This window comes from Bacillus sp. IBL03825, from assembly GCF_024712505.1.
Lineage (GTDB): Bacteria > Bacillota > Bacilli > Bacillales > Bacillaceae_G > Bacillus_A > Bacillus_A wiedmannii.
Genome location: NZ_JAMXKE010000001.1, coordinates 488,576 through 501,103 on the forward strand (window position 1 = coordinate 488,576; position 12,528 = coordinate 501,103).

10 protein-coding genes are annotated in these 12,528 nt (G+C 34.7%); 7 read left to right on the forward strand and 3 right to left on the reverse strand.

The features are described from left to right. The first annotated feature begins 18 nt into the window (after nucleotides 1-18). The 5 genes from NHG49_RS02640 to NHG49_RS02660 all read left to right on the forward strand — a co-directional run bounded on the left by NHG49_RS02640 (nucleotide 19) and on the right by NHG49_RS02660 (nucleotide 8,439). Complete coding sequence (locus NHG49_RS02640; protein ID WP_258125522.1) at nucleotides 19-1,503, forward strand: distal tail protein Dit; 1,485 nt, start codon at nucleotides 19-21, stop codon at nucleotides 1,501-1,503. Continuing rightward, nucleotides 1,500-6,173, forward strand: a complete 4,674-nt coding sequence (locus NHG49_RS02645; RefSeq protein WP_258125523.1) for a phage tail spike protein — start codon at nucleotides 1,500-1,502, stop codon at nucleotides 6,171-6,173. Before NHG49_RS02640 ends, NHG49_RS02645 begins: the two co-directional genes overlap by 4 nt. A gap of 101 nt (nucleotides 6,174-6,274) precedes the next feature. Further along, nucleotides 6,275-7,234: a tyrosine-type recombinase/integrase gene (locus tag NHG49_RS02650; protein ID WP_258125524.1), complete on the forward strand. Its 960-nt coding sequence runs from the start codon at nucleotides 6,275-6,277 to the stop codon at nucleotides 7,232-7,234. A gap of 15 nt (nucleotides 7,235-7,249) precedes the next feature. Further along, complete coding sequence (locus NHG49_RS02655; protein WP_258125525.1) at nucleotides 7,250-7,675, forward strand: phage holin family protein; 426 nt, start codon at nucleotides 7,250-7,252, stop codon at nucleotides 7,673-7,675. Further along, the gene (locus NHG49_RS02660) at nucleotides 7,675-8,439 is read left to right on the forward strand and encodes an N-acetylmuramoyl-L-alanine amidase (RefSeq protein ID WP_258125526.1); all 765 of its coding nucleotides are present in this window, start codon (nucleotides 7,675-7,677) and stop codon (nucleotides 8,437-8,439) included. The genes NHG49_RS02655 and NHG49_RS02660 overlap by 1 nt, the downstream gene beginning before the upstream one ends. A gap of 30 nt (nucleotides 8,440-8,469) precedes the next feature. On the opposite strand, the gene NHG49_RS02665 is transcribed toward NHG49_RS02660, so the two are convergent. Next, complete coding sequence (locus tag NHG49_RS02665; protein WP_258125527.1) at nucleotides 8,470-8,823, reverse strand: YolD-like family protein; 354 nt, start codon at nucleotides 8,821-8,823, stop codon at nucleotides 8,470-8,472. Between the two features lie 587 nt (nucleotides 8,824-9,410). On the opposite strand from NHG49_RS02665, the gene truA reads away from it, so the two are divergent. Beyond that, complete coding sequence (truA, locus tag NHG49_RS02670) at nucleotides 9,411-10,148, forward strand: tRNA pseudouridine(38-40) synthase TruA (RefSeq protein WP_064477251.1); 738 nt, start codon at nucleotides 9,411-9,413, stop codon at nucleotides 10,146-10,148. Between the two features lie 53 nt (nucleotides 10,149-10,201). Here truA and NHG49_RS02675 read toward each other — a convergent pair whose 3' ends face one another. Further along, nucleotides 10,202-10,399 (reverse strand): hypothetical protein, encoded by a 198-nt coding sequence (locus tag NHG49_RS02675; RefSeq protein ID WP_000063919.1) that lies wholly within the window; start codon nucleotides 10,397-10,399, stop codon nucleotides 10,202-10,204. A 162-nt stretch (nucleotides 10,400-10,561) separates the two neighbouring features. Continuing rightward, complete coding sequence (locus tag NHG49_RS02680; protein WP_064477252.1) at nucleotides 10,562-11,965, reverse strand: sigma-54 interaction domain-containing protein; 1,404 nt, start codon at nucleotides 11,963-11,965, stop codon at nucleotides 10,562-10,564. Nucleotides 11,966-12,239: 274 nt separating this feature from the next. Between NHG49_RS02680 and NHG49_RS02685 the strand changes: the two genes are divergently transcribed. Then, nucleotides 12,240-12,494: a biotin/lipoyl-containing protein gene (locus NHG49_RS02685; RefSeq protein ID WP_258125529.1), complete on the forward strand. Its 255-nt coding sequence runs from the start codon at nucleotides 12,240-12,242 to the stop codon at nucleotides 12,492-12,494. Nucleotides 12,495-12,528 lie beyond the last annotated feature (34 nt).

Sequence of the window (12,528 nt, forward strand, 5' to 3'; positions counted from 1 at the left end):
AAGAAATGGGGTGTTAAAGTGAGCTCTTTTACATTTAACAAGGAACGTAAAAACTTTATTCAAATTGCAAAAGGATGGAAAAGACCAGCTTGGGCACCGTTAAAAAGGAATTTTTTAAGTGTTCCTGGATATCCAGGTGCAAGATTATTAAACACACAAACGGAAATGCGTGTTTTATCAATCCCTGTAGGAATTATCGTTCCTGATGGATCAGATTTAGAAATCATAAAAGAAGAAATTGCAGATTGGTTAATTACAGATCAAGCAGCAGAGCTTACTTTCGATGTAGAACCAAATAGAACATATTTAGCAGTAGTGGATGATAGTTTTGATCCAGATGAATTTGTAACGCTTGGCATCGGTACAATTAAATTTGTTTGTCCCACACCATATAAATTAGGGAAAGTACAGACTCACACATTCACTCAAAGTTGGTCAACTGAGATTACCTCAGAGTTCACGAATAAAGGAAGTGTAGAAGCTCCAGCGTTAATTGAAATGACTGTAAAAGAACCAAGCACTTTTTTAGATGTATGGTTTGGTAAATATCCTTTAGAACGAAACTATTTCCGTATTGGTTATCCCCTAACTGTGGAGGAAACAACGGTACAAGAGCGTGAGCGTGTGCTATGGGATGAAATGGCTTCACCTATTGGTTGGACTCCTGTTACTGGACAATTTGATGATATGAAAGGGACAGGTAGTTTTAAATCAAGAGGCGGTTACGCACTATATTGTGAAGAATACGGAGAAGAGAAAGGATTTTACGGCGCAATAGCTAAGAAAAGTATTCCAGGCGGTCCATTACAAGATTTTGAAATGGAAGCATGGATGACTTTAAAGTCCAAAAATATTGAAGAAATGGGGCGGTGTGAGGTTCTCCTGTTAGATGATGCAAGCAACCTGGTAGCTCGTATTAACATGAATGATCTATATGTCACTGCCGAAATTACAAAAGCGCATATGAAAATTGGGAATAGCGGAACGCCTAATAGTATTAAGAAATTAGTAGATACAAGCGGCTTTTACTCATCTACTTTCAATCAATTTCGGGGGCGCCTGCGTATTGCTAGAAGAGGGACACAATGGTCTGTATATGTAGCTAAATTTATAGATGGTAAAGAGATAGACGGAGCATCCCTAGTTGAACAATGGAACGATGTTGACAACAGTAATCCAATGACAAACCGAAAAATTGCACAAGTTATGATTGCACTTTGTAAGTGGGACAATCACCAACCTATTAACGAAATGCAATTTGATGATTTAAAGATTTGGAAGGTAAACAAGGTCCCTTCTAATACAAAGCCTTATATTTTCGATACAGGTGATAAAGTAATTATCGATACAGAAAGAAGCCTTGTTACGATTAACGGAAAAGATGCTATCAATATTAAAGATATATTTAGTGAGTTTCCTAAGATCATACGTGGAGATAATCGTATTGATATTACGCCACCAGATGTTAGAGCAACAATTAGTTACAGGGAGCGATACAGATGAGAACGCCAAGTGGTGAATTGCATGTTGTTGATTTTAAAACAGAACAAATTGTAGCATCTATTCAACCCACAGATTATTGGGATGATAAACGACATTGGGAAATCAAAAATAACATTGATACATTAGAGTTTCGAGTATTTGATAATACAAGGCATTCATCCACACTTATGCAGCAAAACTTAGTATTAAAAGAAGTGCGCGATGGTCGTATCGTTCCTTATGTAATTACTGAAATTGAAAAGAATTCTGATGATAGATCAGTAATCGCTTATGCATCTGGTGAATGGATTCAACTTGCTAAAGCTGGAATTATCCCTCCACAAAAATTAGAAGGTAAGACCTTAATAGAAATGATGGATATAGCTCTTGCGGGTACGAAGTGGAAAAAAGGAAATTTAGAATATGCTAGTTTCCGTTCCATGACTATTGATGAATTCATTGATCCATTAAGTTTTCTAAAAAAGATAGCATCATTATTTGAACTAGAAATACAATACCGCGCTGAAGTTGTAGGCTCTCAAATCGTTGGGCGTTATGTAGATATGGTAAAGAAGCGTGGTAGAGAAACAGGAAAAGAAATAACCCTTGGTAAAGATTTGATGGGGATTAAAAGGATTGAAAACTCTCAAAACATCTGTACAGCTTTACTAGGTTTCGTGAAAAAAGAAGGCGAAGAGTTTGTTACTATTACAGAAATAAATGGTGGTGTCCCTTATCTTGTGGACAGCGATGCATTTCAAAGGTGGAATGAGAAAGGGCAACATAAATTTGGATTCTATAGTCCCGAGACAGAAAATGAAGACATGGATCCAAAACGTTTAATGACTCTTATGAAGACGGAGTTGCAAAAGCGTGTAAATACATCTGTCTCTTATGAAGTTGAAGCACAATCAATTGGTCGTGTTTTTGGATTAGCTCATGAGTTAATTAATGAGGGCGATACGATTCGAATTAAAGATACTGGATTCACACCTAAACTTTATCTAGAAGCAAGAGCAATTGCAGGTGATGAATCATTTAAAAATCCATTACAAGATAAATATGTATTTGGTGATTATCATGAAATTATTGATCCGAATGAGGAATTAAGAAAATTATATAATAAAATTCTTGGATCATTAGGTAGTAAAGCAAGTAAAGAAACCCTTGAACAACTCGAAAAACTGGCGAAAGAAGCTAAAGAAACGGCTAACAATTCTAAACAGACTGCTGACGATGCGTCCGCAGCAGCGCAAATAGCAAAGGATATCGCAGATGCTGTTTTAATAAAACAAAAAGATTTTCAAACGAAAATTATAAAAAGTACAACACCGCCTTCTAATCCTATTAAAGATTTGACATTATGGTTAGACATAAGTAACTCGGAAAAGCCGATCCTTTATCTGTGGAATGGAACGAAGTGGGACAGATTAACCCCTGACACTTCTATTATAGACGCTGATATAAAAGGTATTGAGGAAGAGATTAAGAATCTCCAAATTGAAGTTGGCTCTAAAGTTAATCAGCAATGGGTTAAGGAACAAATTCAAACTGACATCCAAAATAAAGCTGATATCAAAGATGTTTACAAGAAAACTGAAATTGATAAAGCTTTAGAGGGTCATGTCAAAGTACAGTCGTATGAGATTGATAAAAAGGCATTACAGGAAGGCATAACAAATAATGCCAATATAATTACCGCAAATGATAAGAACTATATCAAACGTTTTACTGAAAATGAATCTAAGATTACTCAAACAGAAAAAGAGATCAAAACACAAATTGAAGAATTGAGTGTTACGAATAAAAAAGTTAATTTGCAAGGAAATACGATTGATGAAGTTCAAAAGAAAACAAATGAAATTGTTCAAGATGCTAATGGGACAAAGCAAACGATTACTGAAATACAAACTACAATGCAAAATCAATTAGCTACATCGCGAAACTTACTAGATAACTCAGATTTTGAAGCTGATTTAGAAGGCTGGAAGCTCATGGGTGGAGCTAATGTTAAAGTTACTGTTGGTACGTTTGCTGAGGTAAATAATTCTGAGATGCCTGGTTTTAATAAATATGTGAAGATTGAAAGAACAGGTGAGACAGGTGATATATGGTTTTATAAAGATTTACAAACGCCACTTGGAGATGGAATTATTTCTATGTGGGCAAGGTCTCAAACCAATGATTCTAAGAGCGTACCAGCTTTAGGTGTTAAGGATAATGCAGATGGGTTAACCGGTCAGCCTGGTGTTAAATACTTCATAAGTAATGTACCAGGAGAAATGAGAGATGGTAAATGGTATCAGTTCCATTTAAATTGCAAAATTGAACATGGGAAAGTACGTGTTTATTTTGGCCAACGTCAAGGAACGCCTGTTGGATCGGCTGTTTATATAACAGGTGTAAAACTTGCTCAAGGTAATATGAAAGACAATTGGTCTAAATCACCCGGGGACATCACAACTAATACAGAGTTCAAAAAGAAGACCGCTGAAATTATTACGAGCGTTGATAAGGTTAGTTCAACTCTAACAGAGACAAATAAACAAGTAGTAGTAGTTGAAAAGAAAGCTGATACAGCTAATGAACAAATAACTACAACGATTAAGAAGGTTTCTGACGTATCACAAACGGTAGACGGATTAAAAGTCAATGTATCAGATATCTCTAAAATTCAACAAGGGCATACAACTGAAATACAACAGCAGAGTTCTAAAATAGAAGCCAATGCGAAAGCTATTCAAACGAAGGTTGATAGTCAATTTGTCGAGGAGTATACAGGTGGATTAGGCAGCACTCAGCTGTTAAGGGATGCTGAATTTACTGATGGATTCAAGTATTGGTATAAATCTAATAACGCAAATTTCACTGCTGAAGTAGATGCAACTAATCTATATAACGGTAGTCCATCAATGCGTTTACAAGGGGTTAATCAGACGGCGAACGTTAGTACAAATGTGACATCGACCACTAAGATACCTGTTACGCCAGGAGAAAAAATTACGGCTTCTGTAGCGCTCTTTACAAAAAAGTTAAGTGAACATATCAATCCTTATCTAACGTGTGCTGTTGTTTGTTGGGATAGTAATAATCAACAACTAACAGCGATGGGGTGGAATACTAAGGTAGCAGATAATACTTGGACGAAAACATCCCATACAGTAACAGTTCCAGACACCGCTGTAAGAATGGAATTACGTGTATACGTAACGAGAAACGGAGAATTGTGGTTCTCTAAGCCGATGTTACAACGTGGAGAGGTAGCTAGTTATTTCACATTACACCCTAAAGACTACACTGACTATGACAAGTTAGTTGATGATATAGCGAGTCGTGTTTTAACTGAGGATTACGATAAGAAAATGACACAAATGAATACTCAGTTTACCCAGACTTCTAAAGCGCTAGAATTAAAAGCAGAAGCGAGGAATGTTTATACAAAAGATGAAGTCGATAATAGAAGTGATGCAATAGTAGAAACTATGAATGCTCAATTTAATGTTCAGGCTTTTGAAATAAATTCGAGGGTGACCAAAGGAAGTATTATTTCATCTATCAATCAAACAGCAGAAACTATTAAAATTCAAGCAGGTAAAATAGAGTTAGATGGAACAACTATAGCAAAGTATCTAGAAGCGCAGGAGCTTAAAGGGACTACAATACGAACAGACAATGGTGTTAATTATGTCCACATTCAAAAGCAATTCATCCGTTTAATGGAGTCAAATGTAAGCAGAGTTTACCTTGGATACTATAAAGATCGCACAAGCCAAATTCAACCAACAGTTGTATTAGGGGGAGATTCTGATTTCCAAGACGGTTCGGTTGTCTTAAGTAAACAACCAACACAAGGATTCTTAGGAGTAATAAACGGAAAAGATTCTAACGGAGACCCTTATTTTGTAAGCTCAGTTATATTCAAAAGATCAGGTGATTTGAACCTTAACGCAGGAATGAATGGGAATGTAACTGTTAAATCTGGTATAGGTATAAATCATTATGCGCAAGGTGGCTCGTATTGGGTAGAAGCTACTGGTGGTATCGGATTAAAAGGTGGAAATAAAAACGTATTGATAGACAGTCGAACAGCTATTATTTTCAGCTTAAAAGATAAAAATATGCTTGATGTAGTGGACTACAATGGAGATACGGATTTACGGTTCCAAACACTAACGCTTAGAAATGGACCTTCTAGCTATGCGGGTAAATTACAGGTTAAATCCGGTTCAGGTACTTCTTTTTCGCCTGTAGTGGCAAGTAATTTTGAAACATCATCGCAACGTAAGTATAAAACAAACATTCGAGATGTACAGTTTAGCGCTTTAGAAAAAATTATGGCGTTAAATATCCAACAATACAATTTGAAAACGGATATGGAACAACTATATGAAATGCGAATGAATCGTCAAGATAACGATTCGGTACTTACTACTAATGATATTCAAACTCGATATGGTTGGATTGCAGATGATGAAAGTAATCCTGAATGCTTTGTTACAAAAGAAAAAAATGCAGCTGAAATATATTCTTCAATAGCACTTCAAATAAAAGCATTCCAAGAAGAAAAACATGCTAAAGATGCTGAGATTGAAGAGTTAAAAGAAGAGAATAAACAAATGAACCGTAGAATTGAAGTGTTAGAACAATTGTTAGTTCAAAATTTAATTGATAAGAAACCAGAACAGCTATAAGCTGTTTTTTATTTTGCACAAAATACGGCTTTGAATAACTTCAATTCATAGATCAAGAGGAGCGACTTCGCTTCTCTTTTTATTTTGAGGAGATGATCAGTGTGAAACGAATAGTAGACCAAGCAATTTATGAAAAGCATGTTAGCCAAGAAAATAAAAGCCTAGTCAAAGATTTTCTAATTGAAAAGAAATCACAAGGGAAAGCGGCAAGCACTTTACAGCAATATCATTGGGACTTACGAATTATTTTGTTTCTAATACATCAACACTTCGAAAATAAAAATCTAATTGAATTAACACGTAAGGATATTCGAAATTTATCTATTATTTTTCAAGAGCTGAGAATATCTAATGCACGTGTAAATGGACTGATGAGTGCATTAAGGTCCGCTTTAGAATTTTGTGCGGATGATGACGACTATGATTATGAATTTAATGTAGGTTCACGGGTCAGAGGATTACCTAAAAATCCAGTTAGAGAAATCACTTTTATAACTGAAGAACAGATTGAGTGGTTAATCGATGAATTACTTGCACAAGAGAAATATATGTTAGCAACTTATTTAGCACTTTCTTACTACAGTGCAGCACGAAAAAATGAAGTTTATCAAGTTCAAAAAGAGGAACTAACAGAACGTTACTTTACAAATGTAGTATGTGGTAAGCGAGGCAAGAAATTCAGATTGTATTACAATCCCCGAGTACAGGAATGTATTCGTTTATATATAGATCAACGAGGTAAAGATACTATTCCAGATTTGTTTGTAAGAGTTTATAAGAATGGTCAACGAAGAACGTTAAATAAGAGCGTATTTAATTATTGGTGCAAAATATTTGCTAAGATGCTACACGAAAAAGAAGGTAAAGAATTTAAAATCAATCCTCACTGTTTCCGTCATAGCAGATTAGATAATTTAAAAGTACAAGGTGTACCACTAGAAAAGTTAAAATCTCTCGCAAATCATTCAGATATATCAACAACACAGTCTTATTTAAAGGATAGAAGCGAAGAAGATATTGCAGACATTTTCGGAATGGATCCAAGTTACTTTGTAGCTTAAAAAGGAGAGGAAAAGATGGATCGTATTGATGTATTACTGAAAGCATTTATAGCTACGTTCGGTGGCTTCTGTGGGTATTTCTTGGGAGGATGGGATGCAACATTGAAAGTTTTAGTTACGATGGCAATCATTGACTACCTAACAGGGGTGATCGCAGCGGGATTCCACGGTGAATTAAAAAGTAAAGTTGGTTTCAAAGGCATCGCCAAAAAGGTGGTGCTTTTTCTTTTAGTTGCAGCAGCCACTCAAGTTGATGTGATTATGGGGACAAATAGTGCAGTTCGCGAAGCGACAATCTTTCTATTCATTGGGAATGAGCTGTTGTCTCTTTTAGAAAACGCAGGACGTATGGGAATTACTTTACCTTCAGCATTAACGAATGCAGTTGAAATTTTAGGCGGTAAACAAAAACAAGAAATCAAAAAGGGAGATGTTGAGTAATGGCTAAGTATAGTTTACATGGTGGTCACAATAATATCGTACAGGGTGCTAATTATGGAGGTCGCAAAGAACATATTATGGATCGTCTTGTTAAGGATGCAGTTGCAGCTAAGTTAAGAGCTTTAGGACATACAGTTTATGACGATACAGATGAAACAGGTTCTACTCAAGCACAAAATTTAAGTAACATCGTTCGTAACTGCAATTCTCATGATGTTGACCTTGTTATTTCGTTCCATTTAAATGCATATGACGGAAAAGCGAATGGCGTGGAAGTTTGTTATTATGACCAACAAGCTTTAGCAGCGAAAGTATCTGCACAACTTTCAAAGGATATTGGTTGGGCAAATCGTGGCGCAAAAGAAAGACGTTATGGTAATGAAAGATTGTATGTTTTAGCTGAGACAAAAGCACCAGCAATCCTAATCGAACTTGGATTCATCGATAATGAATCGGATATGGCTAAATGGGATGTTGATAAGATTGCTAATTCGATTGTTTATGCTCTTACAGGACAAACTGTAGGTGGAAGTGCGAATGAAGTAACTACACCACCAAAACAAAACATCATTCAAACAGGAGCATTTTCGCCGTATGAAGTACTTAATGCCATGCAAGCTCTTACATCGTTAAAGATGACTGGTAAGTTCATACTTGAGTCGGATGGATTAGCTTATATCGTCACAGATCCAACATCAGATGTACAGCTGAAAGCCGCAAAAGAATGGTTGGATAAAAAAGATTGGTATTATGAAGTTAAATAAAAATAAGAGCCGTCCTGTTGGGCGGCTTTTTTAATTTATATTTACTAACTCTTCAAATTTAAACTCAGTATTCAAACCGAAAGCGTCCGTACAGTACACAGTTTTCGTCATCGGTTCAATATGTAATACATTTATGTACATGTCTTGCACCATACCGTCACGATAGTAAGAAATTGATATTTCTTCATGAGTTTGCATTGAATGGATGAGACTTTGTTCAATTTGCTCTCTCATATCATTGGTAACTATTGGTTTCGGAACTTTATTTAAATCACTAATCATTTCTCTGATAACTTCATATTGCTCCGGCATACTTGCGAAAGGCTGCCACTTCACCATACCTCTCCCTCGTAACTTAGGTGTACCCCAACTTTGATTTTCCATGATGATCCCCCGATTCGTGTAATTTATGCTCATTATACACGAACATTTGTTCTTTTGGAAGGTGTAAAAAAAAGCCTATCTTTTACGATGTGGCTCTATTTTATTTTTATGTAATTAAAATTTGCTTTTAGATAATGCCTTTAATATTGGATTAACAATCCTACTGATCAAACGAAATCCTCTAAATATTGATTTGACAACCTTCATATAATAATCCCCCTTAAATTAAATAAATCATACCAATTTATACAATATTTTAAAAGTGTGATTTTGTATTGATTTAATCAAAATATTTAATAGAAATGCAAATAAGAAGAGAGTGGCATATAAAATGCTCACTCTCATTTGACCACTGACCACAAAGATGACCACACACTTAAAATAAATTAAATACATTAAACGCACGAAAAAGACATTACATTTCATTTCATTTGCGATAGAATGAACAACAGTAATACAAGTTACACTAAATGATGTACTATACTTTATACAGCTCATGTAGAAAATGTAGTGAAGCTTGTTAGAAAGTAAAGTGTATTCATATTCCCTCACGATATGAGGGAATATTTTCTATGAAGGAGAGTAAAATGAATAATTATAAATTAACGATTCAGTACGATGGTGCACGTTTTAAAGGATGGCAACGTCTCGGTAATAACGATAATACAATTCAAGGAAAAATCGAGAGTGTCATATCTGAAATGATCGGAAAAGAAATTGAAATTATCGGTTGCAGTAGAACAGATGCGGGTGTACATGCTTTGAATCAAGTTGCTAACTTTCAAAGTGATGAGAAGTTAGTGGAACATAAAGTGAAAAAATATTTAAATCAATATTTACCCAACGATATTAGCATTACGAGTGTAGAAGAAGTACAAGATCGCTTCCATGCTCGTTACAATTCTAAAGCAAAAACATATCTTTATAAAATTTGGAATGAAGAGCATACAAATCCATTTATGCGTAAATACAGCATGCATGTGAATAAAAAATTAAATGTGAAAAGCATGAAAGAAGCTGCGAAACATTTAGTTGGTTCACATGATTTTACTGCTTTTTCAAATGCGAAATCAAAGAAAAAGTCTATGGTTCGAGAAGTATATACACTTGAAGTGATGGAAGAAGCAGGATTTGTACAAATTAGAGTAAGTGGTAACGGATTCCTTCATAACATGGTAAGAAAAATTGTTGGAGCATTAATTGAAGTTGGATTAGGACAATTAGATGCGGACACAATCCCAAATATTTTAGAGGAAAAACAACGTAATCAAATTAATTGTCTTGCTGAGGCAAGTGGTTTGTATTTGGAGAATGTTGAGTTTTAATAAACAGTAAAAAAATCGAGCTGTGTAAGCTCGATTTTTTTATTGTTTTGGCATTAAGAAGATTTTTCTTTCTTCATACGTATCTTCAAATTCCAAAAAGCAGCAAGCATAATAGCTGCAAAGGAGCCGCTAATTGTTGCTAATAGTTTTGCATAAGGATAAGCATTCATATCAACTAGTAACATCATACATACAATGGTAGGGAAGAAGGCTAAGTATTGTAATAACTTTAATTTGTTATCATTACTCATATATATCGTTCCTTTCTAGTATGTTATATGTTTATTGTAGCATATTTTTCCAATTTATATTTGCGCTTGGAAGCAGATTTATCCTGCATTAACAGGCAATAAAAGTCCAATTGGTGAGGGTAGACAAAACCTCCACAGATTAAAGCTTCACTTCACTTCATTTCATATGTGTAAATGCAATTTTTTAATTCGATATTGTAAGTTTTGCCTACTTAATCCTAAAAACTTTGCAGCCTGTGAGATATTACCGTGATACTCTGTCAGAATTTGATTGATGTAGTTCTTCTCCATTGCCTCTATTGTGTGCTTTAACGTTTTAGGTGCATCAGCATCGTTATTAGTTAGGGAAGGTTGCATATTGAATTCTTTTTTTATTTGTTCACGAAAGCGAGTGGGAAGATGAAAAGCTGTAATGATATTTTCATCTTCAACTAAATTCATTGAACCTTCAATGATATGTTCCAATTCTCGTACGTTTCCAGGCCAATCATATGCATACAAGAATTCTCTTACATGTACATCTAGATCCGTTACGCCAAGTCCAAATTGAATGTTGTACTTTTCGATAAAGTGCTGCACAAGATCAGGAATATCTTCTTTTCGTTCACGTAAAGGCGGGAGACATAAAGTAACGACGCTTAATCGGTAATATAAGTCTTTCCGTAATCGATTGTGTGTAATAGCTTCAAGAGGATCTTCATTAATAGTTGCTATAATACGAACATCAATTTCTTTTTCTTGTGTGCCTCCGATTCTTCGTATTGTTTTTTCTTGTATAGCTCGTAGTAACTTCGCTTGAAGTGCTGGACTTAATGAGTTGATCTCATCTAATAACAAAGTTCCTCCATTTGCTTCTTCAAATAAACCAGCTTTATCGATAGCTCCTGTAAATGCACCTCGGTTCGTACCAAATAATAAGCTTTCCATGAGTGTATCAGGTATAGCGGCACAGTTTTGTGAAATAAATGGTTTTGTTGAACGTTGACTTTCATTATGGATACTTTGTGCAAATAGTTCTTTACCGGTCCCTGTTTCTCCTACGAGAAGTATGGATGAGGATGTACGAATTACTCTCTTTGCTTCTGTAATGACAGATTGAAGAGCATTAGAATCACCGATTATGTGATCAAAGGTAAATTTATTATTTTGTTTTCGAGAAAGGTTCGTTTTCATCGTTTGTTTGAAATGGCTAATCTCTGTTGAAATTTCAATAGCGCCTTTAATTTTTCCGTTTTCTATTATAGGGAAAGTATTGTTAATCGTTGTAATTTCTTGCCCTTTATTGTTAAAATACGTTTGTTTTATATTTTTGTTTGTTTTTCCTAATTTTAATGCCTCTATAAGAGTACTATTTTTATTTTCTTCAAATGCGAATACTTCTATAGGACTTTTATATAGCACATCTGAGCGTTCCATTGATTCAATTTCCATCATTTTGCGGTTATAGATAATCGTTTTACTTTCCTCATTAATAATATGAATCCCGATATCGAGCTCATTAAGTAAAGTTTCATATAGCATATTCATTTCAATGATCTGTTTAAAATTAATTTCTTCTGTACGCATAGATTATCTTCTCCTCATTTCACCCTATGAAGACTGACTTTTTATAATTTTATTAAAATTCTTATAAAATCGCAAAATTTTTTTGCTATTTTCTCTTTAAAATTTCTCAAATGATAGAAAAATTTTGCGGTTATGAAGATTTTTTTTTGAGAAACCTTCATTTTAAATAGGAATTGGAGATTGGTACGCATTTTGCATAAATAATAGTTGAAATCTCTAAAGGAGGGATATGCAACGTTTCAGTACCAATTAATAAGAAGGAGGAGTTTATAAAGTGAAGATGGTTATAGAAGGCGTGTATAGTCCTTGTTATGGGAAAGTAGAGAAGTTATTTGTTACGGAAAGTTCTTACGTATACGAGTGGGAGAAATTAGCGTTAATTGAAACAATAGATAAACAGAAAGTAGAAATTAAAGTAGGGATCAGTGGATATATCGAATCATTAGAAGTAGTAGAAGGACAAGCTATCGCTGATAAAAATTTATTAATAACAGTGAGGGATGATCTTTTAATAACAGGTAGTGATTGATACTATGTATTTTGCTCTTTTCAATAATTATTCT

Bases quoted from the DNA above. Each gene is read 5' to 3' on its own strand.
- NHG49_RS02645 (WP_258125523.1), top strand. From the start codon at position 1,500: ATGAGAACGCCAAGTGGTGAATTGCATGTTGTTGATTTTAAAACAGAA.
- NHG49_RS02655 (WP_258125525.1), top strand. From the start codon at position 7,250: ATGGATCGTATTGATGTATTACTGAAAGCATTTATAGCTACGTTCGGT.
- NHG49_RS02660 (WP_258125526.1), top strand. From the start codon at position 7,675: ATGGCTAAGTATAGTTTACATGGTGGTCACAATAATATCGTACAGGGT.
- NHG49_RS02665 (WP_258125527.1), bottom strand. From the start codon at position 8,823: ATGGAAAATCAAAGTTGGGGTACACCTAAGTTACGAGGGAGAGGTATG.
- truA (WP_064477251.1), top strand. From the start codon at position 9,411: ATGAATAATTATAAATTAACGATTCAGTACGATGGTGCACGTTTTAAA.
- NHG49_RS02675 (WP_000063919.1), bottom strand. From the start codon at position 10,399: ATGAGTAATGATAACAAATTAAAGTTATTACAATACTTAGCCTTCTTC.
- NHG49_RS02680 (WP_064477252.1), bottom strand. From the start codon at position 11,965: ATGCGTACAGAAGAAATTAATTTTAAACAGATCATTGAAATGAATATG.